The 21647-nt window shown below is 66.4% G+C and carries 19 protein-coding genes; 11 read left to right on the forward strand and 8 right to left on the reverse strand.

What is annotated here, in order from left to right:
- Positions 1 to 29: 29 nt before the first annotated feature.
- On the reverse strand, positions 30 to 1013 hold the full coding sequence (locus ACQKLX_RS15880) for an ABC transporter substrate-binding protein (RefSeq protein WP_427362527.1): 984 nt from the start codon (positions 1011 to 1013) through the stop codon (positions 30 to 32).
- Between the two features lie 299 nt (positions 1014 to 1312).
- Between ACQKLX_RS15880 and ACQKLX_RS15885 the strand changes: the two genes are divergently transcribed.
- The 5 genes from ACQKLX_RS15885 (at position 1313) to ACQKLX_RS15905 (ending at position 6321) form a co-directional block, all read left to right on the forward strand.
- The gene (locus ACQKLX_RS15885) at positions 1313 to 2683 is read left to right on the forward strand and encodes an ABC transporter substrate-binding protein (protein WP_427362559.1); all 1371 of its coding nucleotides are present in this window, start codon (positions 1313 to 1315) and stop codon (positions 2681 to 2683) included.
- A 104-nt stretch (positions 2684 to 2787) separates the two neighbouring features.
- Positions 2788 to 3675, forward strand: coding sequence for a carbohydrate ABC transporter permease (locus ACQKLX_RS15890; RefSeq protein WP_427362528.1), 888 nt, complete (start codon positions 2788 to 2790; stop codon positions 3673 to 3675).
- Positions 3675 to 4511, forward strand: a complete 837-nt coding sequence (locus ACQKLX_RS15895) for a carbohydrate ABC transporter permease (RefSeq protein ID WP_427362529.1) — start codon at positions 3675 to 3677, stop codon at positions 4509 to 4511. The genes ACQKLX_RS15890 and ACQKLX_RS15895 overlap by 1 nt, the downstream gene beginning before the upstream one ends.
- A 128-nt stretch (positions 4512 to 4639) precedes the next feature.
- On the forward strand, positions 4640 to 5608 hold the full coding sequence (gene tal / locus ACQKLX_RS15900) for a transaldolase (protein ID WP_427362530.1): 969 nt from the start codon (positions 4640 to 4642) through the stop codon (positions 5606 to 5608).
- Positions 5605 to 6321: an SDR family NAD(P)-dependent oxidoreductase gene (locus tag ACQKLX_RS15905; protein WP_427362531.1), complete on the forward strand. Its 717-nt coding sequence runs from the start codon at positions 5605 to 5607 to the stop codon at positions 6319 to 6321. The genes tal and ACQKLX_RS15905 overlap by 4 nt, the downstream gene beginning before the upstream one ends.
- On the opposite strand, the gene ACQKLX_RS15910 is transcribed toward ACQKLX_RS15905, so the two are convergent.
- From ACQKLX_RS15910 to amaB, 5 genes are all read right to left on the reverse strand, one after another.
- Positions 6315 to 6812, reverse strand: a complete 498-nt coding sequence (locus tag ACQKLX_RS15910; RefSeq protein ID WP_427362532.1) for a hypothetical protein — start codon at positions 6810 to 6812, stop codon at positions 6315 to 6317. The two genes, ACQKLX_RS15905 and ACQKLX_RS15910, sit on opposite strands and share 7 nt — an antisense overlap.
- 141 nt (positions 6813 to 6953) lie before the next feature.
- Positions 6954 to 8624: a thiamine pyrophosphate-binding protein gene (locus ACQKLX_RS15915; RefSeq protein WP_427362533.1), complete on the reverse strand. Its 1671-nt coding sequence runs from the start codon at positions 8622 to 8624 to the stop codon at positions 6954 to 6956.
- The gene (locus ACQKLX_RS15920) at positions 8617 to 9807 is read right to left on the reverse strand and encodes a CaiB/BaiF CoA transferase family protein (RefSeq protein WP_427362534.1); all 1191 of its coding nucleotides are present in this window, start codon (positions 9805 to 9807) and stop codon (positions 8617 to 8619) included. Before ACQKLX_RS15920 ends, ACQKLX_RS15915 begins: the two co-directional genes overlap by 8 nt.
- Before the next feature lie 121 nt (positions 9808 to 9928).
- The gene (locus ACQKLX_RS15925; protein ID WP_427362535.1) at positions 9929 to 11146 is read right to left on the reverse strand and encodes an acyl-CoA dehydrogenase; all 1218 of its coding nucleotides are present in this window, start codon (positions 11144 to 11146) and stop codon (positions 9929 to 9931) included.
- Between the two features lie 22 nt (positions 11147 to 11168).
- Positions 11169 to 12689: an L-piperidine-6-carboxylate dehydrogenase gene (gene amaB / locus ACQKLX_RS15930; RefSeq protein WP_427362536.1), complete on the reverse strand. Its 1521-nt coding sequence runs from the start codon at positions 12687 to 12689 to the stop codon at positions 11169 to 11171.
- A 258-nt stretch (positions 12690 to 12947) separates the two neighbouring features.
- Here amaB and ACQKLX_RS15935 point away from each other — a divergent pair, with 258 nt between their 5' ends.
- From ACQKLX_RS15935 to ACQKLX_RS15945, 3 genes are all read left to right on the forward strand, one after another.
- Positions 12948 to 13862 carry a LysR family transcriptional regulator gene (locus ACQKLX_RS15935; protein WP_427362537.1) on the forward strand — a complete coding sequence of 305 codons (915 nt, stop codon included), beginning with the start codon at positions 12948 to 12950 and terminating at the stop codon, positions 13860 to 13862.
- Positions 13863 to 14005: 143 nt separating this feature from the next.
- Positions 14006 to 15226, forward strand: a complete 1221-nt coding sequence (locus tag ACQKLX_RS15940; RefSeq protein WP_427362538.1) for an NAD(P)/FAD-dependent oxidoreductase — start codon at positions 14006 to 14008, stop codon at positions 15224 to 15226.
- 19 nt (positions 15227 to 15245) lie between these two features.
- Complete coding sequence (locus ACQKLX_RS15945; RefSeq protein ID WP_427362539.1) at positions 15246 to 15752, forward strand: DinB family protein; 507 nt, start codon at positions 15246 to 15248, stop codon at positions 15750 to 15752.
- 18 nt (positions 15753 to 15770) lie between these two features.
- On the opposite strand, the gene ACQKLX_RS15950 is transcribed toward ACQKLX_RS15945, so the two are convergent.
- Positions 15771 to 16307, reverse strand: a complete 537-nt coding sequence (locus tag ACQKLX_RS15950; RefSeq protein ID WP_427362540.1) for a GNAT family acetyltransferase — start codon at positions 16305 to 16307, stop codon at positions 15771 to 15773.
- A 178-nt stretch (positions 16308 to 16485) separates the two neighbouring features.
- Between ACQKLX_RS15950 and ACQKLX_RS15955 the strand changes: the two genes are divergently transcribed.
- Both ACQKLX_RS15955 and ACQKLX_RS15960 read left to right on the forward strand, forming a co-directional pair.
- Positions 16486 to 17118 carry a LysE family translocator gene (locus ACQKLX_RS15955; protein ID WP_427362541.1) on the forward strand — a complete coding sequence of 211 codons (633 nt, stop codon included), beginning with the start codon at positions 16486 to 16488 and terminating at the stop codon, positions 17116 to 17118.
- Positions 17119 to 17226: 108 nt separating this feature from the next.
- Positions 17227 to 18417 (forward strand): pyridoxal-phosphate-dependent aminotransferase family protein, encoded by a 1191-nt coding sequence (locus tag ACQKLX_RS15960; RefSeq protein ID WP_427362542.1) that lies wholly within the window; start codon positions 17227 to 17229, stop codon positions 18415 to 18417.
- A 27-nt stretch (positions 18418 to 18444) separates the two neighbouring features.
- On the opposite strand, the gene ACQKLX_RS15965 is transcribed toward ACQKLX_RS15960, so the two are convergent.
- Entirely contained in the window at positions 18445 to 19911 is a 1467-nt protein-coding gene (locus ACQKLX_RS15965; RefSeq protein ID WP_427362543.1) for a methyl-accepting chemotaxis protein, read from the reverse strand.
- Between the two features lie 232 nt (positions 19912 to 20143).
- Here ACQKLX_RS15965 and ACQKLX_RS15970 point away from each other — a divergent pair, with 232 nt between their 5' ends.
- On the forward strand, positions 20144 to 21352 hold the full coding sequence (locus ACQKLX_RS15970; protein ID WP_427362544.1) for a M20 family metallopeptidase: 1209 nt from the start codon (positions 20144 to 20146) through the stop codon (positions 21350 to 21352).
- Positions 21353 to 21647: the final 295 nt, after the last annotated feature.

Consider the following 21647-nt stretch of genomic DNA (forward strand, 5'->3'; position numbering starts at 1 on the left):
GTCGGTGCCTGGACCGGTCTGATCGGGCCTCAGCCTTCGAAGATCGCGCTGAAGCGCTTGCGGGCGGCCGGCTCGTCGGCCAGCGCCTTGGCGGCGTCGAACGGCATCAGCTTGATCGCGCCGCGCGAGGGATAGCCTGCCGGCAGGGCGACGTCGGGATGAGCCGAGACATAGCCCTGCTTCAGCGCGAGCTCCTGGCCGTCCTTGGAGATCAGGAAGTCGACCAGGGCTTTGGCAGCTTCCGGGTTCTTGCTGCTCTTCAGGATCGCGACCGGCTCGCTCACCGCCGAGACACCTTCCTTCGGGAAGACGAACTCGACCGGAGCGCCCTTGGCCTTCTCGCGAATCGGCATGAAGTCGACGATCATGCCGTAGAGCTTCTCGCCGGTGGCGACTTGGCGCAGGATGTCGCCATTGGCGCCGGCCGCGAGCGTGCCGTTCTCCTTCAGCTTTTCGTAGAAGCTCCAGCCGCCCGGCAGGTTGCCGGTCAGCGTGATCGTGTGGATCATCGCGGCGCCCGAATTCAGCGGGCTCGGCATGGCGAGCTGGTTCTTGACCTCGGGCTTGGCGAGGTCGAGCCAGCTTTCGGGCTTCAGCGCCGCCTTGGTGTTGTAGACGATGCCGGTGGTGATCAGCTTGGTCGCGAACCACATCTTCGCGGGATCGTGCACGCCGGCCGGGAAGGCCGAGACATCGGCCTTGTCATGGGCAAGCAGGCGGCCTTCCTTCTTCAGGCCTTCCATGGTCACAGCGTCCGCGATCAGCAGCACGTCGGCCTGTGGCGCGCCGGCCTCGATCTCGGCCCGGAGCTTGGCCATCACGCGCGGCGTACCGTCCCGAACGAAGCTGATCTCGACCTTGGGGTATTTCGCCTTGAAGGCGTCGATCGTCTGCTGTGCGTCGGTGTTGGGCTGGCTGGTGTAGAGCACCAGCTTGCCTTCGACTGCGAAGGCGGCGTCGATCGCCGGAACAGCGAGGCCGAGCGCAAGGGCGGCGATTGCGAGGGCGCGCATGGGAAACTCCGGTTGGCTCTGCCGCGCAGCAAGATCGCGCGAACGTCAGGGTATGGATCGTGCGGCGCGGGGTAAGCTGCGCTCATGACACATCCGTGACATTGTCTTCTTTGACGCGGCGGGGCTGCGCCGTCAAAGCCGATTCACGCGGGTTCTCGTCGAAGCGGTCGGTCGAGCGTCGCATGAAAATCGTGCAACCCAGCCGCTTGTGAGTTGCATGGCTGATCGACTAGTGTTTATGAGGAGCGGGCAAAAAAGCTCAATTTAAACGTTTGAAATGGGAGGTTACCATGAAATCCGTGCGCTCTCTGGCTGCCGGCGCAGCCTTGGCCGCCATCGCCGCCGGTTGGTCCGGAGCGGCGCTCGCCCAGGAGACGGTGACGGTCTGGTTCACCAAGGGCTTCTACAAGGGCGAGGACGACGCGCTGCTCGCCGTCGTAGACAAATTCCAGAAGGCGACGGGCGTCAAGGTCGACCTCTCCCTCTATGCGACGGAAGACTGCGTCACCAAGTCGGTCGGTGCCGTCCAGGCCGGCACGCCGCCGGATGTCGGCTTCTGCACCACCTATGACTTCCGCACCACCGGGCAATGGGCCTTCGAGGGCAAGCTCGAGGACGTCACCGACGTGCTGGAGCCGATCAAGGCGCAGATCCAGCCGCAGGCGCTGGCGACGACCTTGCTGATGAACGACAAGACCAAGAAGAAGGCCTATTACGCCTTCCCGGTCCAGCAGCAGATGATGCACATCACCTACTGGAAGGACATGCTGGAAGAAGCCGGCTTCAAGGAAAGCGACATTCCGAAGGGCTGGGACGGTTACTGGGACTTCTGGTGCGACAAGGTCCAGGGCGCGCTGCGCTCCAAAGGCAAGCGCATCTACGCCGTTGGCCATCCGATGGGCGTCGCCGCCTCGGACACCTTCTACTCCTTCCTGACCTTCGCCAACGCCCATAACGCCAAGGTCGTCGACGAGGACGGCAAGATCGTGCTCGACCAGCCGGCCAACAAGGCGGCCATGGTCAAGGCGGTCAAGGACTATTCCAACATCTCCCAGCGCGGCTGTACGCCGCCCTCCTCGGTGAACTGGCTCGACCCCGACAACAACGTCGCCTTCCACAACCGCACGACGGTGCTGACCCACAACGCTACGATCTCGATCGCGGCCAAGCACCTCGACGACATGAACAATCAGGCTCTGACGCAGGAGCAGCGTGATCAGGCCAAGAAGAACTATTACGACAACATCCGCACGGCCGAGTTCCCGAACAAGCCGGACGGCTCGCCGATGACCAACCTCGCCGCGGTCAAGACCGCCGTCGTCTTCGCCGACGGCAAGAACAAGAAGCGCGGCAAGGAATTCATGGCCTTCATGATGAAGGACGAGAATCTGCGTCCCTTCGTCGAGGGTTCGGTCGGCCGCTGGTTCCCGACCACGATCGAAGCCGCCAAGGCCGAGTTCTGGACCGGCGCCGACCCGCATCGCAAGATCGTCTACAAGCAATACACGGACGGCACCGTGCCGTTCCAGTTCGTCTACAACTACAAGTTCACCACGGTGAATGCCGAGAACGTCTGGGCCAAGGCGGTCAACCGCGTCGTCCAGGACAAGATCTCGCCCGAGCAGGCGGTCGACGAGATGATCGCCCGCATCAAGCAGATCGCCGGCTGACGCCGGGATAACGCGAAGCCGACAAATACGGCATCCCGCGGCGCACGCGCCGCGGGATGCCGGCCCGTCTCCGCTGGCAGGGCGTATCGAGGGAGAACAACAAGATGACCACCACGGCGATGGCACCCCCCACGACCGTTTCAAGCGAGGCTACGTCCGGGCAGGCGCGCGACCGCGTGCTCTGGGGCGTGCTCATGCTCGCGCCTTATCTCCTCGTCTTCGCGGTGATGGTGGTCTACCCCGTCGCCTACGGCCTCTGGCTCGGCCTCAACTGGCAGTCCTACAAGGCGCTCTTCGCCGACCCGATCTTCTTCCGCACGGTCGTCAATACCATCGTCTTCCTGTTCATCGCGGTGAACCTGAAGTTCATCATCGCACTGTTCCTCTCGGGCTTCTTCGTCCAGCAGCGCGCCTGGGTGCGCTTCATGTTGGTGCTGTTCATCCTGCCCTGGGCGGTGCCTTCGATCCCGACCATCCTGTCCTTCCGGATCATGCTCAACCCCGAGAACGGCATGATCAACCAGCAGCTCTTCCAGTGGTTCGGCATCGTCGAGGGCCCGGGCTGGCTGACCGACCCGACGCTCGCCTTCGCCTCCTCGATCCTCGTCCATATCTGGAAGTCGCTGCCGTTCTGGACGCTGATCCTCGTCACCGGCCGGCTCGCGATCGCGCAGGACCTCTACGAGGCCGCCAGCGTCGACGGCGCCAACAAATGGCAGCAGTTCCGCTTCATCACCTGGCCGTCCCTGGCGACGCTCTATGTCACCTCGACCCTGCTCTCGATGATCTGGACGCTCGGCGACTTCAACAGCGTCTACCTGCTCACCGGCGGTGGCCCGGGCGACCTCAACCACGTCCTGGCGACGCTCGGCATCCGCTACATGCGCAACAACAATCTCGACCTCGGCATCGCCTCGATCATCTGCGCGATGCCGCTCATCCTGCCTATGGTCTGGTTCATGGTGAAGCGTCTGTCGAAGGGAGCCGAGTGATGAAAAGGGTCCTCGACGAAGGCAAGCTGATCCTGATCGCCATTCCCGTGCTGATCTGGACGCTGCTGCCGATCTACCACCTCTTCGTGCTGTCGATCTCGACGCAGGAATCGATGCTCGCCGGCAAGCTCTGGCCGGAGAAGCCGACGCTGCAGAACTTCCAGATCGTCTTCAACCAGCAGCACTACTACCTGACGAATTTCTGGGTGCAGCTATTCAACAGCTTCCTGATCGCGATCGCGACCGGGCTGATCACGCTGTTCATCGCGACCTGCGCCGCCTTCGCCATCTCGCGGCTGAAGGCGCCGGGCGGCCGCTCGATCATGAACTTCGCCCTGGCGACCTATCTGATCCCGGCCGCCTTCCTCGCCATCCCCATGTACAAGGCGATGGGCACCTTCGGGCTGCTCAACACCCGTGTCGCGCTGATCCTCGCCATGGTTGCGCTCGCCTCGCCCTATGCAATCTGGGTGCTGAAGCAGGCTTCGGACAAACTGCCCAAGGAGCTCGACGAAGCCGCGATCATGGACGGCGCCAACTCGCTGCAGCTCTTCCGGCTGGTCTACCTGCCGCTGATGAAGCCTTCCATGGTGGTGATCGGCATCTACGCGCTGCTGCTCGCCTGGAACGAGTATCTCTACGCCTTCCTGCTGCTCTCCAGCGAAAGGGCGGTGCCGCTCGCCGTTGGCCTCGGCCTCTTTCTCTCGGCCGACGATGCGCCCTGGAACCTCCTGATGACAGCCGGCCTGATCTACGCCATTCCGCCGGCAGTGATCTATTACGGCTTCCGCAAGAACATGGTCACGGGCCTGACGTCGGGTGCTGTGAAGAGCTGACGAAAGCATCGACGAAGCGACCCGGCCGGGGTTGATGCAGAGCCGGGTTGCTTCGCTTTCGCTCGCAATGACGGCCGGCAGGTCTCATATTGACGGCAGGACCGACAGCAACCCTTACGGATGACGTGATGACCGCCTCAAAGCTCGACCAGCTCCGCGCCATGACCACCGTCGTCGCCGACACCGGCGACATCGAGGCCGTGCGCCGTCTCAAGCCTGTCGACTGCACCACCAATCCGACGCTGCTGCTCAAGGCGGTGGAGACGCCGGCCTATGCCGGCCTCGTCGAGGAGGCGATCGCCTGGGGCAAGCGCCAGGGCGGGACCGGTGCGGTCGAGGCGGTCTGCGACCGGCTCGCCGTCACCTTCGGCACCGAACTGACCAAGATCGTCCCCGGCCGCGTCTCGACCGAGGTCGACGCCGATCTCTCCTTCGATACGGACGCCACGATCGCCAAAGCGCGCGCCATCATTGCCGCCTATAAGGAGCGCGGCGTTGGGCGCGAGCGCATCCTGATCAAGATCGCCTCGACCTGGGAGGGCATCCAGGCCGCCCGCGTCCTGCAGGCCGAGGGCATCGACTGCAACCTGACCCTGCTCTTCGCTCTGCCGCAGGCGGTCGCGGCCGCCGATGCCAAGGCCTTCCTGATCTCGCCCTTCGTCGGCCGCATCCTCGATTGGCACGTCAAGGCCGGCGGTGGTCCCTACACGGCCGAGACCGATCCCGGCGTCGTCTCGGTCCGCACGATCTACAGCTATTACAAGGCCTATGGCATCGACACGGTGGTGATGGGCGCCTCCTTCCGCAACACCGGCGAGATCGAGGCGCTGGCTGGCTGCGATCGTCTGACCATCGGCCCCGGCCTGCTCGACGAGCTCGCCGGTGCGACGGGTGACCTCCCCCGCAAGCTCTCGCCCGAAGCCTCCGGCAAGGCGTCGCAAAAGCTCGATCTCGACGAGAAAGCCTTCCGCTTCGCCATGAACGAGGATCCGATGGCGACCGAGAAGCTCGCCGAAGGCATTCGCGGCTTCGTCAAGGACCTGCGCAGCCTACGCAAGCTCGTCGCGGCCAAGCTCGACGAGGCCAAGGCGGCGTGAGCCCGGCCGTCTCGGTGAAGGTCGCCGTCGTCACCGGCGGCGCCAAGGGCATCGGCCGCGCTGTCTGCGAGCGTTTGGCGCAGGAGGGCTTCGTCCCGGTGATTTGGGACCTGGCGGCAGGTGAGGGCGGTCACGCCTTCATCGCCTGCGATGTCATCGATGAGGCGCAGGTCGCCGCCGCGCTCGAACGAACGGAACGTGAGCACGGACCGGTCGCCGTGCTCGTCAACAATGCCGGGCTGACCGGCCCTTCGACCACGGTCGCACAGACGCCCCTGGTGCAATGGCAAAAGGTCCAGGCGGTTAATCTGACCGGCACCTTCCTCTGCTCGCGCGCGGTGGCGGATGTCATGATGCGGCGCTGCCATGGCCGCATCGTCAACATCGCCTCGCTCGCCGGGAAGGAAGGCACGCCGACGCTCTCGGCCTACAGCGCTGCCAAGGCCGGCGTGATCGCGCTGACCAAGGCCCATGGCAAGGAACTCGCCGGCACCGGCGTGCTGGTCAACGCGGTGGCGCCGGCGGCGATCGAGACTGAGCTATTGCAGCAGATGAGCGCCGAGACGGTCGCGACCATGATCGGCAAGAGCCCGCTGAAACGGCTCGGCACGGTCGACGAACTGGCGGAGCTGGTCGCCTGGCTTGCCAGCGACAAATGCAGCTTCTCGACCGGCGCGATCTTCGATCTCTCCGGCGGTCGCGCGACCTACTGAGCCTGCGCGGTTGCGTTGGGATCGATTTTCGTTTCCATCGCCGGAACAACGGGTGCGGTGGCTGACGGGGTGAAATAGGCCCGTCCGCGTGCGGCGGCGGCTTCCAGCGTCTGCTGCTGCGCCTTCGGCAACCGCTTGGTTCCTTCGAGCGCAGTGAAATCGCTGGTTTCATGGCCGGACGCGCGTTGCCCGTCGAAGACAACGACGCCGCTGCGGGTGACGACGATGTCGCCTTTCCGAAGGGTAGGGTCGCGCAGATACCAATAGGCGTCGCTGGCAGGATCGAGCTTGACTGCAGGCTCCGCCGGCTTCGTGTTCACCGGCCGCGGCTTGCTGGGTTTCGGCCTGATCGCAGGTCCGTCCGGGCTGCCGATCATCGCGGGCGGCGCTGGGTTGCCGAAGATCGCCCTGGTGAGATCATCGAGGAAGCCCGCGGCCTGGGCCTGCGAAGCAAAGGCGAGGCCGCCGGCAATGCCGATTGCCAGGATCATCCGTCTCGTCATGGCCGAACCTCCTGTTCCTGCCTCGCCCGGTTGCGTCGCGCTTGTTCGCGTCAGCGCCGCAATCGAATCGACTAGATCAGGCGCCCGCTCCTCTGAAACGAGGAACGGACGGGAAAGTTCAGTGTGGCCTCAACCTTGCGCGGCGATTGCCTCGGCGCGGATGGTTGAGAGCGACTTCGCCGGGGTGATCGCCTCTGGATCGAGCAGGCAATGGATGATCGCCGGCTTGCCGCTGCTCAGCGCCCGCTCGAAGGCCGGAGCGAATTCCTCGGTCGTCTCGACCCGCTCGCCATGCCCGCCGAAAGCCTTGGCATAGGCGGCGAAGTCGGGGTTCTTCAGCGTCGTCGCCGAGACGCGGCCAGGATAATGCTTCTCCTGGTGCATGCGGATGGTGCCGTACATGCCGTTGTCGACGACGATGACGATAACAGGCAGTTCGTACTGCACGGCCGTCGCGAAATCCTGACCGTTCATCAGGAAGCAGCCATCGCCGGCAAAGGCAATCACCATCCGGTCGGGGAAGAGCCGCTTGGCGCCGATCGCCGCCGGCACGCCATAACCCATCGAGCCGCTGGTCGGCGCGAGCTGGGTCGCGAACTTGGTGAAGCGATGGAAGCGGTGCACCCAGGTCGCGTAATTGCCGGCGCCATTACACATGATGGCGTCGGCCGGGATGTTGCGGCGCAGCCAGGTCACCATCTCGCCGGGGTGAAACTTGCCGGGCACCGGCGCCGGCTGCTCGCTCCAGGCGAGATAGGCGTCATGCGCCTCGGCCGCCGCGCCAGCCCACGGGATCACCTGCGGCGGATGCACGGTCTCGAGCGCGGCGCAGAAGGCCGTCGGCGAGGCGTTGATCGCCAGCTCCGGCCGGTAGACGCGACCGAGCTCTTCCGGGTCGGGATGGACATGCACCAGCGGCCGGCCCGGATTGGGAATGCCGAACAGGGTATAGGACTGGCTCGGCATCTCCGAGAGACGCCCGCCGACCAGCAGCACGAGGTCGCTGTCCTGGATGCGCTTCAGCAGCTTCGGATTGGGGCCGATGCCGAGATCGCCGGCGAAGTTCGGATGATCGGCCGGGAAAACCATCTGCCGGCGGAACGAGACCGCGACCGGCAGGTCGAAACGCTCGGCGAAGCGCTGGAAGCGCGCGATCGCCTGCGGGTCCCAGCGCGAGCCGCCGAGAATGGCGACCGGCGCCTTGGCCGCCCAGAGCCGCTTTTGCAGGTCGATCGTCTGCAGCAGGGACGGGTGCGTCTCGGTGATCTGGTAGGGCGCTGCATCCGGCACATCGGCGAGGTCGGTCAGCACGTCCTCGGGCAGCGCGATCACCACCGGACCGGGGCGGCCGGCGGTCGCGACATGGAAGGCGCGGCTGATGATCTCGGGGATGCGCGCTGCATCGTCGATCTCGGTCGCCCATTTGGTCATGGTGCCGAAGACGGCGCGGTAGTCGAGTTCCTGGAAGGCCTCGCGCTCGCGCATGCCGCGTTCGATCTGGCCGACGAACAGGATCATCGGCGTCGAGTCCTGGTCGGCGATATGGATGCCGGGCGAGGCGTTGGTCGCGCCGGGGCCGCGCGTCACGAAGCAGATGCCGGGCTTACCGGTCAGCTTGCCGGCGGCCTCCGCCATCATCGCCGCGCCGCCCTCGGCCCGGCAGATGGTGACCTTCATCTCGGCGTCGTGCAGCGCATCGAGCACGGCGAGATAGCTCTCGCCCGGCACGCAGAAGGCGTCGGTCGCGCCGTGGATCAGAAGTTGGTCGACGAGGATCTGCCCGCCAGTGCGCTCAGCCATTGTGCGGCCCTCCCCAGGCCGGGTCGTTCAGGATCTCGTCTGCATGCTCGCCGAGGCGCGGGCTCGGCCGGCACGCGACCTGCCTGACGCCGTCGAGCACGATCGGCGAGGCGACGGTCGGGGTCGAGCCGGCCTTGGCCGCCGGGTTCTTCAGGTCGACGCGCACGCCGCGGGCCTTGACCTGCGGATCGGCGAAGACCTCCTCGATCGTGTTGATCGGGCCGGCCGGCACGCCGACGGCCTCCAGCTTCGCCAGCAGATCGAGCTTGGCGAAGCGGCTGGTCAGCGCGTTGAGGCGCGCGGTCAGGGCGACGCGGTTGGCGACACGCGAGCGATTGTCGATGTAGTCCGGCTCGCTGGCGAAGCCGGCGTCGCCGACGGCCTCGCAAAGCTTGCGCCACTGCCCATCATTGCCGGTCGCGATGATGATGTGCCCGTCCGCCACCGGGAAGACGTCATAGGGCACGATGTTGGGATGGGCGTTGCCGAGGCGCGAAGGCGCCTTGCCCGAGGTGAGATAGTTCATCGCCTGGTTGCCGAGCACGGCGACCTGCGCATCGAGCAGCGCCATGTCGAGGGCGGCGCCTTCGCCGGTCGCGTCGCGCCGGCGCAAGGCGGCGAGGATGCCGGTGGTGGCGTAGAGGCCGGTATAGATGTCGGCGACGGCATAGCCCGCCTTCATCGGCGCGCCCTGGGGCTCGCCGGTGACCGACATCGGCCCGCCCATGCCCTGGACCAGGAAGTCGTAGCCGGCGCGCGGCGCATAGGGCCCGTCCTGGCCGAAGCCCGTGACCGAGCAATAGATTAACCGCGGATAGGCCTTGCGCATCGAGACGGCGTCGAGCCCGTATTTGACGAGCCCGCCGACCTTGAAGTTCTCGATCACCACATCGGCATGGGACGCGAGGCGATGCACCAGCGCCTGGCCTTCCTCGGTGCGGAAATCGGCCGTGATCGAGCGCTTGCCGCGATTGGCCGAATGGAAATAGGCGGCCGAGAGATGCTCCTCGCCCGTGCCCTCGACGAAGGGCGGGCCCCATTTGCGGGTATCATCGCCCTCGGGCGCCTCGACCTTGACGACGTCGGCGCCGAGATCGGCGAGCAGCTGGCCTATCCAAGGGCCTGCGAGGATGCGCGCCAGTTCAAGAACGCGCAGGCCGGCGAGGGGAGGGGCTGAAGTCATATTGAAATCCACGCCGTCGTCCCGGCCGCAGCGAAGCGGAGAGCCGGGACCCATGCCGGAACGGTTCAGGCATGGGTCCCGGGTCGAGCTGCGCTCGCCCGGGACGACCCGAGAGGGAGGATCAGAAGAACGCCTGCAGCCCGGTGACGGCCCGGCCCAAAATCAGCGCGTGAACGTCGTGCGTGCCCTCATAGGTGTTGACCGTCTCGAGGTTCGCCGCATGGCGCATGACATGGTACTCGATCGAGATGCCGTTGCCGCCGTGCATGTCGCGGGCCGCGCGAGCGATGTCGAGCGCCTTGCCGCAATTGTTGCGCTTCACCAGGGAGATCATCTCCGGCGCCATCTTGCCCTCGTCGAGCAGACGGCCGACCCGGAGCGAACCCTGCAGGCCGAGCGTGATCTCGGTGACCATGTCGGCGAGCTTCTTCTGGAAGAGCTGCGTCTGGGCGAGCGGCTTGTTGAACTGCTTGCGGTCGAGCCCGTATTGGCGGGCGCGGTGGAAGCAGTCCTCGGCAGCGCCCATCGCGCCCCAGGAGATGCCGTAGCGGGCGCGGTTGAGGCAGCCGAACGGACCCTTCAGGCCCGAGACGTTCGGCAGCAGGTTCTCTTCCGGCACGATCACGCCGTCCATGACGACTTCGCCGGTGATCGAGGCGCGCAGCGAGAGCTTGCCGCCGACCTTCGGCGCGGAGAGGCCCTTCATGCCCTTTTCGAGGATGAAGCCGCGGATCTGGTTGTCATGCGCGGCCGATTTCGCCCAGATGACGAAGACGTCGGCGATCGGCGAGTTCGAGATCCACATCTTCGATCCCGTCAGCTTGTAGCCGTCGGCGACCTTCTCGGCCCGGGTCTTCATCCCGGCCGGATCGGAGCCGGCGTCGGGCTCGGTCAGGCCGAAGCAGCCGACCCATTCGCCCGAGCCGAGCTTGGGCAGGTACTTCTTGCGCTGGTTCTCGTCGCCATAGGCGTAGATCGGGTACATCACCAGCGAGGATTGCACCGACATCATCGAGCGATAGCCGGAGTCGACGCGCTCGACCTCGCGGGCGACCAGCCCGTAGGAGACGTAGTTGGCGCCGGCGCAGCCATAGTCTTCCGGGACCGTCACGCCGAGCAGGCCGAGCTCGCCCATCTCGTTGAAGATGCCGCGCTCGGTCTTCTCCTCGAGATAGGCCTCGGCGACGCGCGGCTGCAGCTTCTCCTGCGCGTATTGGCGGGCCGTGTCGCGGATCAGCCGCTCGTCCTCGGAGAGCTGCTCGTCGATCAGGAAGGGGTCTTCCCAGTTGAACTCAGCCAGCTTGTGGCTATGGGCGGTCTTGCGCGCGGCTTCGGCCATGGTGCTCTCCCCTTGATCTTGATCAGGCGTCGACGTCGAAGCTGACGCCCTGCGCCAGCGGCAGCGTGGTGCCGTAGTTCAGCGTATTGGTGGCGCGGCGCATATAGGCCTTCCAGGCATCCGAGCCGGCCTCGCGGCCACCGCCCGTCTCCTTCTCGCCACCGAAGGCGCCGCCGATCTCGGCGCCGGACGGGCCGATATTGACGTTGGCGATGCCGCAATCCGAACCCTCGTCGGAGACGAACAGCTCAGCCTCGCGCATGTTGAGCGTGAAGATCGAAGAGGACAGGCCGGCGCCGACAGCGTTCTGAATGGCGATCGCCTCGTCGATCGACTTGTACTTCATCACATAGAGGATCGGGGCGAAGGTCTCGCGCTCGACCGGGCCGCACTGGCTGGGCATCTCGACCAGGGCTGGGCGGACATAGAAGCCGCCGGTACCGACATCGACCTTTTCGCCGCCATGGACCTTGCCGCCCTCGGCCTTGGCCTCGGACAGAGCCTTCTGCATGCCCTGATAGGCGGCCTCGTCGACCAGCGGGCCGACCAGCACGCCGGCCTCGCGCGGATCGCCGATCTTCACCGAGCCGTAGACCTTGGCGAGCTTCGGCACGAGCGCGTCATAGACGCTTTCATGCACGATCAGGCGGCGCAGAGTGGTGCAGCGCTGGCCGGCGGTGCCCATCGCAGCGAAGGCGATGCCGCGCAGCGCGAGATCGAGATCGGCGGAAGGCGCGACGATCGCGGCGTTGTTGCCGCCGAGCTCGAGGATGGCGCGGGCGAAGCGGGCGGCGAGCTTCTGGCCGACCTCCTTGCCCATCCGGGTCGAACCGGTGGCGGAGACGACAGGGACGCGATGGTCCTGAACCAGGATGTCGCCGATCTCGCGGCCGCCGATCAGGATTTCCGAGAGGCCGACCGGGGCCTCGGGGCCGAAGCGCTTCATCGTCTTCTCGACGATGGCCTGCACGGCGAGCGCGGTCAGCGGGGTCTTCTCCGACGGCTTCCAGACGACGCTGTCGCCGCAGACGAAGGCGAGCGCAGCATTCCACGACCAGACCGCGACCGGGAAGTTGAAGGCCGAGATCACGCCGCAGACGCCGAGCGGATGCCAGGTCTCCATCATGCGATGGTTCGGGCGCTCGGTCGCGATGGTCAGGCCATAAAGCTGGCGCGACAGGCCGACGGCGAAGTCGCAGATGTCGATCATCTCCTGGACCTCGCCGAGGCCCTCGGAGGTGACCTTGCCGGCTTCGAGTGTCACCAGCAGGCCGAGATCGGCCTTGTGCGTGCGCAGTTCCTCGCCGAGCAGGCGGACGAACTCGCCGCGCCGCGGCGCCGGCACCTTGCGCCAGGCGAGATAGGCGGACTGGGCCCGGCCGATCGCGGCCTCGGCTTCCGCGGGCGAGGTTTCGCGCAGTGTCGCGACGCTCTCGCCGGTGATCGGCGAGCGGGCGTTGAGGCCGGCGCCGGCATAGGCGCTCTCGGGCACGCCGAGACGCTTCAGCAAGGCGAGGGCATCGTTCGGAAGGGAGGTCGTCATGGGTGCTCTGATCCTGATCGCCGGCGAACCACAGCCCTCATCCTGAGGAGCGCTTCCAAAGGAAGCGCGTCTCGAAGGATGCTCCAGCCCGCCGGAACGGTGCAATCTGAAGCATCCTTCGAGACGCCGCTACGCGGCTCCTCAGGATGAGGGCTCGTATTGGGCCACGACATGCAGCCCGGCATTCGAGCGGTAGAATGCCCTCTTCCAGCCGCTCTCCGCAATCGATATGTTCTCACGACTTGATGAGTTGAGATCATGACCTCGGAGATCGTTCCCGGCCGCCTTTCGGTGCCTTCGCTCTCGGCGCTCGCCGCCTTCGAGGCAGCGGCGCGCCATGGCAGCTTCACGCGCGCCGCCGAGGAGCTCAACCTGACGCAGGGCGCCGTCAGCCGCCAGATCGCGCTGCTGGAACAGAATCTCGGCCTCAAGCTGTTCGAGCGGGTGAAGAAGCGCGTCAGCCTGACGCCGGCCGGCGGCGCCTATGCCGCCGAGGTGCGCGACGGGCTCTCGCGACTGGCCGCCGCGACGCTCTCGGCCATGGCCTTCCGCGGCGGCGCTGGCGTGCTTCATCTCGCGATCCTGCCGACCTTCGGCACGCGCTGGCTGATCCCGCGGCTGCCGCGCTTCACCGAGGCGCATCCCGGCGTCACCATCAATTTCTCGACCAAGCTCGTGCCCTTCGACTTCGCCCATGATCCGGCCGATGCGGCCATCCATTTCGGCCATCCGGTTTGGCCGGGCGCGCGGCTGCACCGGCTGATGGGCGAGGAGGTCGTGCCGGTCGCGGCGCCGGCGCTGGTGGCGCGGGGCGGCATCAGCGAGGCTGCCGATCTGCTGCGCCAGCCCTTGCTGCAACAGTCGACCCGCCCGCGCGCCTGGGCCAACTGGCTGGAGCAGCAGGGCCTGCCGCCGGAGCGGGCGCTGATGGGGCCGCGCTTCGAGCAGTTTGCCATGGTGGCGCAGGCGGCGGTGGCTGGGCTCGGGGTCGCCATCGTGCCGCGCTTCCTGGTCGAGGATGAACTGCGCTCGGGCGCGCTGGTCATTCCGGTGGATCGGCCGGTGCGCGGCCCGGAAGGCTATTACCTCGTCTACCCCGAGGCCAAGGCGAGCCTGCCGGCGGTGGTCGCCTTCCGCGACTGGCTCGTCGGGGAATGCGAGGTCGCGAGCTGACCTGCTGCACCGTCTTTCCGGGCTCAGGCCTTCGGCCTGCCCCGGAATGACGACATGGTTCGAGAATCTAACCTCTCGACAAGCGCCGGTTGAGCCGTCATTCATGCGCGGAGATCACGAACCACCGCTTGCGCAGGTCACTCATGTCTTCCGCTCCAGCCTCGGCCGACATCGTCATTGTCGGGGGCGCCGCGATCGGCTCCTCCGTCGCCTACCACCTCGCCAGCGATCCCGGCTTCAAGGGCAAGGTCATCGTCGTCGAGAAGGACCCGACCTATCGGCTCTCGGCCTCGGCGCTCTCGGCCGCCTCGATCCGCCAGCAGTTTTCCAGCGCGGTGAACATCCGCGTCTCGCTCTTCGGCATCGCGTTTTTGCGTAATATCGGCCGCTACCTCTCGGTCGATGGTGAGGCGCCGTCGATCGATCTGCACGAGGGCGGCTATCTCTATGTCGCAGGCGATGAAGGGCGTAAGGTTCTCGAACAGAATCAAAGGCTTCAGCAGCAGGAAGGTGCCAATGTCGCGCTTTATGCTGCAGAGATGCTGCGCAGCAAATTCAGCTGGCTAAATACCTCGGATCTCCTCTGCGGCACTTATGGCGTCAGCGGCGAGGGCTGGTTCGACGGTTGGGCCCTGTTGCAGGCCTTCCGCAAGAAGGCGCGCGCGCTCGGCGTCGAATACCGCCAGGGCGAGGTTGCCGGTTATGTCGTCGAGGGCGGCCGCGTCACTGGCGTCGAACTGGCCGATGGCAGCCGCATCGCCTGCGCCGCCGCAGTCAACGCCTCCGGCACCCATGGCGCCAGGCTCGCCGCGACAGCCGGCGTCGCCATCCCCGTCAAGTCGATGAAGCGCTATGTCTACAGCTTCACCTGCAAGGGCGAGGTCGACGACTGCCCGCTGCTGATCGACACCTCCGGCGCCTATGTCCGCCCGGAGGGCAAGCGCGGCAGTGACGGCCAGATGTTCATCTGCGGTTCCTCGCCGCCGGAAGAGCTCGATCGCGAATGGATCGAGACCGACGCCGATGTCGAGGATGTCGACTGGTCGTTCTTCGAGGAATATGTCTGGGCGCCGCTCGCTCATCGCGTGCCCGCCTTCGAGGCGATCAAGCCCGGCCGCGCCTGGGCCGGCCCCTATGACATGAACGGCCTCGACGGCAACGCCATCCTCGGCCCCGCGGTCGGGGTTCCCAATCTCTACCTCGCCAACGGCTTCTCCGGCCATGGCCTGCAGCAATCCCCGGCGGTCGGGCGCGGCCTCGCCGAGCACATCGTCAACGGCCGCTACCTGACGCTCGATCTCGCCGATCTCGGCCATGAGCGCATCGTCGCCGGTCGGCCTCTGCGCGAGGCGAACATCATCTGATCTGAAAGGTGTGCGCATCATGATCGACACGGCCTATGTCACGACCATGGCGCGCTATAATCGTTGGCAGAACCGCAGCCTTTACGAGGCGGCGGATACGCTCACCGACGAGGCGCGCCGGCAGGATCGCGGCGCCTTCTTCCGCTCGATCCATGGCACCTTCTGCCATCTGCTCTGGGCCGACCAGACCTGGCTGTCGCGCTTCGCCGGAACGCCGAAGCCGGCCGTGCCCAATCGCGAGTCGGCCTCGATGATCGAGGACTGGGAGAAGCTGAAGGTCGCGCGCCGCGATTTCGACAAGACAATCCTGGGCTGGGCGGAAGATCTCTCGCCGGAATGGCTCTCGGGGAATGTGACCTGGTTCTCCGGCCTGAACGGGCGCGAGATGACGATGCAGGCGCCGGTGCTCGTCATGCACTTCTTCAACCACCAGACCCATCATCGCGGCCAGGCGCATGCGATGCTCACCGCGGCTGGCGCGAAGCCGGACGACACTGATCTGATGCTGGTGGAGTTGCGGAGCTGAGCCGTCGGCCCGGGGGGGCTAGGCCTCGGCCGCCCGCCTTTTGGGGCGTTGGAGTTTTCCCTTTGCGGGGCTGCCCGGCGTGCTTTCGCCCTCGTCGTCCCCAACATCGTCGGGGATGGCCGCGGTCGCATGCTGGCTGAGCTTCTGGAACAGGCCGAGCCCGACCAGCGCCGCCACCGCAACCAGCATCAGCAGCGCCGGGAACAGGATGTCGGCCGGCTTGTCGCGTGAGGCCTTGGTGATCAGCACCAGTGATTCCAGGCTGAGCGCGACGATGATGATCGTCATGAACTTGGTCAGCGACCCCCGCGCCTCCGCCGGCCGCCGCAGTTCCCGGTCTGCGATGACCTCCTCCTCGAACAGGAACTTGCCGACATCGGCGACGGCGACCGCGATGATCACCAGGCCGATCCCGTCGAGCATGGTGTCGAGCGCGCCTTCGCCGGTCCAGAAGCCGGTGAAGGTCCGCGAGATCGCGACCGCCATCAGCAGGATCGAGGCCAGTAGCAGGGCGCCGGCGATGGCCGAGTAGAGCAGGCGGCTGAACAAGGTCATGGAGCGTCTCCCCCCGAGATCGTGCGCCATGAAACCCGGCAGACTGTGACTCGTTCCCGCCATCTCCTGTCAGGCGTTGTTCAATCCGGGATGACGGCGATGCGGCTGCTGCATGGAGCGCGTCTTGCGGCTTTCGTCGGCAATGTCATGGTTCGCCAGCTCCAGGCTGGGGAATCCTATGATCGACACGACTAACCTCGTCACCTTCATCCTGCTTGCCTTCGGCATGGTGCTGACGCCCGGGCCGAATATGATCTACCTGATCTCGCGCTCGATCTCGCAGGGGCCGGCCTCCGGCCTGATCTCGCTCGGCGGCATCGCGCTCGGTTTCGTCTTCTATGTCTTCTGCGCCGCCTTCGGCATCACCGCGCTGCTCTTCGCCGTGCCCTTCGCCTATGACGCGCTCAGGCTCGCCGGCGCCGCCTATTTGCTCTGGCTCGCCTGGCAGGCGGTCCGGCCCGGCGGCAGTTCGCCCTTCAATGTCCGAGAGCTCAAGCACGATGGCCCGCGCAAGCTCTTCATGATGGGCTTCCTCACCAGTCTGCTGAACCCGAAGATCGCGATGTTCTATCTCGCGCTGCTGCCGCAGTTCATCGACCCGGCCGCCGGCAGCGTGCTGGCACAGTCGATCATCCTCGGCTTCATCCAGATCATCGTCTCGGTCAGCGTCAACACGTTGATCACATTCGCTGCCGGCGGCATCGCCATCTTTCTGCGCACGCGCCCGTTCTGGTCGCTGGTGCAGCGCTGGCTGATGGCCACGATGCTCGCCGGCTTTGCCGTGCGCATGGCGGCCGAAGCGCGCCGCTGAACCGCGGCCGGCAACGATTTCTGCACGGTTAGCAGGGCTTTTGCTTCGCGCTGTTCGGTCGCGGGCAGCCGGTCATGCCGGGCGCAGTGCACAAGGCAGGAGTTCTAGATGAGTGTTGCCAACGGCCGGGCCCTCCTGGCGATGCCGGGTCCGACCAATATTCCCGACCGCGTGCTCCAGGCGATGATGCGGCCGGCCGAGGAGCTGGCGTCGAAGACAATCGTCGACTTGACCGAGACGCTGCTGGTCGATCTCAAGGCGATCTTCCGCACGGAGGGAGAGACCTTCCTCTACGCTGCCAATGGCCATGGCGGCTGGGAAGCGGCGCTCACCAATGTGCTCTCGCGCGGCGACAAGGTGCTGGTGCTCGCCAGTGGCCGCTTCGCCATCGGCTGGGGCGAGATGGCAAGGTTCATGGGGGCGGATGTCGAGGTGCTCGCCGGTTCCTGGCGCGCGGCGGTCGATCCGGCCGCTGTGGAAGAGCGTCTGCGCCGCGACACCGGCCATGAGATCAAGGCGGTCCTGACGGTCCAGATCGACACGGCCTCCGGCGTGGTCAACGACATCCCGGCGATCCGCCGCGCCATCGATGCGGCCGGCCATCCGGCGCTCTACATGGTCGACGGGGTCGCAGCGCTCGGCTGCATGCCGTTCGAGATGGACGCCTTCGGCGTCGATGTCGCGATGTCGGCCTCGCAGAAGGGGCTGATGACCCCGCCCGGCCTCGCCTTCGTCTCTGCCAACGCCAAGGCGCTGCAGGCGCATCGGGAGGCGAACATGCGCACGCCCTATTGGGACTGGACCGCGCGCATGGACCCGCTGCTCTACATGAAGCATTGCGGCACGCCGCCCGAGCATCTGATGTTCGGCCTGCGCGCCGCGCTCGACATGATCTTTGCGGAAGGGCTCGAGGCTGTCTGGCGTCGCCATGCCCTGCTGGCCGCTGCGACGCAGGCGGCCATGGCGAAATGGGCTGAAGGCCAGAGGCTGAGCTTCAATGTCGTCGAGCCGTCGCATCGCGCTCTTTCGGTCACCACCATCCTCGTCGACGGCGATCCGGCTGGAATCACCGACTACGCGCAGCAGGTCTGCGGTGTGACGCTCGGCCTCGCCATCGGCGATCTCACCGGCAAGGCCTTCCGCATCGCCCATATGGGCCACGTCAACGCGCCGATGGTGCTGGGCAGCCTGAGCGCAGTCGAGATGGCGTTGCAGGCGAAAGGCATCCCGCATGGCGAGGGCGGCGTCGCCGCTGCTATCGCTCATCTCGGCGCCAACGCGCGCGAGATGGCGGTCTAGGCGTCTTTCGGACGATCGGCTAGTTCCTCAGGCGGCGGAGACGCGCTGCAGGAACTGGTTCACGGCGGTGCCGAGTTCCTCTGCCTTGCCTTCCAGCGCTGTGGTCGAGGCAAGCACCGCGCTCGCCACCTCATGGGTCTGGTGGGCCGAGCCGCGGATGTTGTTGGTGGTCTGCGCCAGATATTCCGTGCCGGTCGCCACTTCGGCGATGCTGCGGCTGATGACATGGGTCATCTGGCCCTGCTCCTCCAGCGCGGCGGCGATCGAGAGCGTCCGTTCGTCCATGTCGGCCATGCCGGCGGTCAGTTTGGCGATGGTCTCGACCACGCCGGCCGTCGCCTGCTTGATCTCGGCGATCTGCCCGGCGATGTCCTGCGTTGCGATCGCGGTCTGGTGCGACAGGCTCTTCACCTCGCCGGCGACGACGGCGAAGCCCTTGCCGGCATCCCCGGCGCGCGCCGCCTCGATCGTCGCGTTGAGCGCCAGGAGATTGGTCTGCCCGGCGATGCCGCGGATCAGGGCGACGATGCCGTCGATGCGCTGCACCGCCTGGTCGAGCAGGTCGACCGAGCCTGCGGTGGCGCGGGCGCTGCCGTTCATGTCGGCGACCAGCGTCTGGGTGGTGGCGAGTTGACGGTCGATCGAGGTGATCGCGGTCGAGAGCTGTTCGGTTGCCGTCGCGACGTCGGAGACGTTGCGCGAGGATTCCTCCGAGGTCGAGGCCACGGCGGTGACCTCGCCATTGGCGATGTCGGCGATCTCGTTCAGGGCGGCGGCGCGCCCCTTCAGATTGCGGATGTCGTGCAGCACGGTGTCGAGCGTGGCGAGGAACTGCGTGTTGAAGCCGGAGACGATGTCCTTGGTGGCCTGGCGGCGGGCCGCCTCGCGCTCCATGTCGCGCAACTGCGCCTGATGCAGCTCCTCGGCCTGCGCCGTGGCGTCGTTCCGTGCTTGCGTGGCCATGTCGCCCGCCGCCGCGAGTGTCCGGCTCTGCTGCCTGATGATCCAGAGCAGCAGGCCGAGCTGGATGACGACGCAGGCGAGGAAGAGACTGTCGTCTTGAAGGGAGAGGTTGGGCTGCGGCGACGCGGTCTCGACGAGGGCCACATGTCCCAACGCCATGACCGTGACGGCAACGAGTGGTTGCCAGGCGCACCAGCCCGCTGAGAGCGTCAGCATGATCAGCAGCACCGCATGCCCTGCCTCATGCCAGTCCGCCCCTTCCAGCACATAGGTGAAGGCGAGCGCGCTGCCGGTGGCGGCCAGCGAGAGGATGATCTGCGTCGCCATACCGATCGGGTCGCGCCGGCAGGCCAGGGTTGCGAAAGCGGCCAGGCCGATCGTGATGAGCAGGGGCGTGAACGTCCCGGTGCCGCCGGTCGCGAACCAGGCCAGCATCGTCGTCGGCACGAAGAACCAGAGCAGCAAGGTCAGGGCGCCGCCGACGCGCAGCCGGAGCTGCGTCAGATAGGTCGTGGCGGAATCTGTCTGCATGCGGGCTGTAGCCTGTGAGCGTGCGGTCAGGAGGCGGCCGATAGCTGTCGGCAGGCCAATCCCCCGTCCGCAGTCTGCCTCCTCGCGCTGAATTTTCGCTTAACCATGCGCACATCGCCGGGATTTCGCGCGGCGGGTCGCGCCGAAGGCCTGACGGATGTGCGTGCGTCTCCTATCGTCGCCGGAGCGGCTTGGCTAAGCTCGCGACCGCATCAGACACGGAAAGCCGACCATGACCGACACGACGCAGGAAGAAGCCCGCATCCTCGCCTGGCTGGGCGACCGCAAGCAGGCGATGATCGATCTGCTGCGCGAGATGGTCGACACCGATTCAGGCTCCTACGACAAGGCGGGCGTCGACCGGGCGGGGCAGGTGCTGGTGCGCTTCCACGAGGCGAACGGGCTTTCCGTCGAGATCGTGCCCGACGCTCGCTTTGGCGACGCGGTCAAGGCGCGCCTGCCCAACCCGACGGCCAACGACCAGCGGCCGGTCCTGCTGCTCGGCCATCGCGACACCGTCTTCCCCGAGGGCGAGCCGACGCGTCGGCCCTTCACCATCCGCGATGGCCGCGCCTATGGCCCGGGCGTCGCCGACATGAAGGCCGGCCTCGTGATCGAAGCCTTTGTCGCTGCGGCCTTCGCCGCCAATGGTGGCCTCAAGGCGCCGCTGATGATGCTGACCACCAGCGATGAGGAGATCGCGTCGCCGTCCTCGCGTCCGGTGATCGAGGCGGCCGCGCGCGAGTCGCGCTGTGTCTTCAACGCCGAGCCGAGCCGGCTTCCGGCAGGCACCGACTACAACCGCGATCACAAGCAGTCGATCACCTCGGGCCGCAAGGGGGGCGTCTTCATGCGGGCCGAGTTCGTCGGCAAGGCGGCCCATTCCGGCGCGAATTACGAGAAGGGCGTCTCGGCCATTGTCGATCTCGGCCACAAGATCCCGCGCCTGCAGGGACTGACCGACCTTGAAGCAGGCGTCACCGTCAATGTCGGGCTGATCGGTGGCGGCCAGACCGTCAACACTGTCGCGCCCTCGGCCTGGTGCGAGATCGACCTGCGCTACAAGACGCCAGCGCAGCGCGAAGAGCTGGTCGAGGCGATCCGCGAGATCGTCGAGACGCCGGTGGTCGATGGCACCTCGGCCAAGCTGATCATCAAGGGCGAGTTCCATCCGCTGGAGCAGACGCCGGATTCGCTGCTGCTCTACGACACCTATCGCGAGGCGGCGGCGAGCCTGGGTGTCGCGGTGACCGCGGAATACACCGGCGGCTGCGCCGATTCCGGCTTCACCGCGGCGCAGGGCTGCCCGACGCTATGCAGCGTCGGCCCGGTCGGCGGCATGGCCCATACGCCGGACGAGTTCTTGGAGGTCGAGAGCATCGTGCCGGCAGCGCAGACGCTGGCGCTGGCGGTGATGCGGACCGCGGCGCGGATGGAGTGAAATTGGCAAACTCGGATCGCTGACGCTTATCGAGTGGGCGGAGGTTCAAGTGGCAGGCGCGGGGAACCCTTCTCCCGAGTGGGAGAAGGGCAGGGATGAGGGCCTGCCCTAACAACAGAAGGCGCAGCGGCGCCGCCTCGCTTTGATGGTCAGCGGCGGTCCCTCACCCCTGCCCCTCTCCCATTCGGGAGAGGGGTTCCCCCGCGCATTTCTCATTCGCCCGACTACGTCAGCAATTTCACCGCCGAGGTCCGGGGGCTCGGCAAGGCCTTCGACGAGGAGCGCGGCCGGCTCT

The sequence above is a fragment of the Allobosea sp. NPDC003192 genome (genome assembly GCF_050275675.1).
Classification (GTDB): Bacteria; Pseudomonadota; Alphaproteobacteria; order Rhizobiales; family Beijerinckiaceae; genus Allobosea.

Coding starts and splice junctions, on each gene's coding strand:
- ACQKLX_RS15880 (WP_427362527.1), bottom strand. CDS start 1,013: ATGCGCGCCCTCGCAATCGCCGCCCTTGCGCTCGGCCTCGCTGTTCCG.
- ACQKLX_RS15890 (WP_427362528.1), top strand. CDS start 2,788: ATGACCACCACGGCGATGGCACCCCCCACGACCGTTTCAAGCGAGGCT.
- ACQKLX_RS15895 (WP_427362529.1), top strand. CDS start 3,675: ATGAAAAGGGTCCTCGACGAAGGCAAGCTGATCCTGATCGCCATTCCC.
- tal (WP_427362530.1), top strand. CDS start 4,640: ATGACCGCCTCAAAGCTCGACCAGCTCCGCGCCATGACCACCGTCGTC.
- ACQKLX_RS15910 (WP_427362532.1), bottom strand. CDS start 6,812: ATGATCCTGGCAATCGGCATTGCCGGCGGCCTCGCCTTTGCTTCGCAG.
- ACQKLX_RS15915 (WP_427362533.1), bottom strand. CDS start 8,624: ATGGCTGAGCGCACTGGCGGGCAGATCCTCGTCGACCAACTTCTGATC.
- ACQKLX_RS15920 (WP_427362534.1), bottom strand. CDS start 9,807: ATGACTTCAGCCCCTCCCCTCGCCGGCCTGCGCGTTCTTGAACTGGCG.
- ACQKLX_RS15925 (WP_427362535.1), bottom strand. CDS start 11,146: ATGGCCGAAGCCGCGCGCAAGACCGCCCATAGCCACAAGCTGGCTGAG.
- amaB (WP_427362536.1), bottom strand. CDS start 12,689: ATGACGACCTCCCTTCCGAACGATGCCCTCGCCTTGCTGAAGCGTCTC.
- ACQKLX_RS15935 (WP_427362537.1), top strand. CDS start 12,948: ATGACCTCGGAGATCGTTCCCGGCCGCCTTTCGGTGCCTTCGCTCTCG.
- ACQKLX_RS15940 (WP_427362538.1), top strand. CDS start 14,006: ATGTCTTCCGCTCCAGCCTCGGCCGACATCGTCATTGTCGGGGGCGCC.
- ACQKLX_RS15945 (WP_427362539.1), top strand. CDS start 15,246: ATGATCGACACGGCCTATGTCACGACCATGGCGCGCTATAATCGTTGG.
- ACQKLX_RS15950 (WP_427362540.1), bottom strand. CDS start 16,307: ATGACCTTGTTCAGCCGCCTGCTCTACTCGGCCATCGCCGGCGCCCTG.
- ACQKLX_RS15955 (WP_427362541.1), top strand. CDS start 16,486: ATGATCGACACGACTAACCTCGTCACCTTCATCCTGCTTGCCTTCGGC.
- ACQKLX_RS15960 (WP_427362542.1), top strand. CDS start 17,227: ATGAGTGTTGCCAACGGCCGGGCCCTCCTGGCGATGCCGGGTCCGACC.
- ACQKLX_RS15965 (WP_427362543.1), bottom strand. CDS start 19,911: ATGCAGACAGATTCCGCCACGACCTATCTGACGCAGCTCCGGCTGCGC.
- ACQKLX_RS15970 (WP_427362544.1), top strand. CDS start 20,144: ATGACCGACACGACGCAGGAAGAAGCCCGCATCCTCGCCTGGCTGGGC.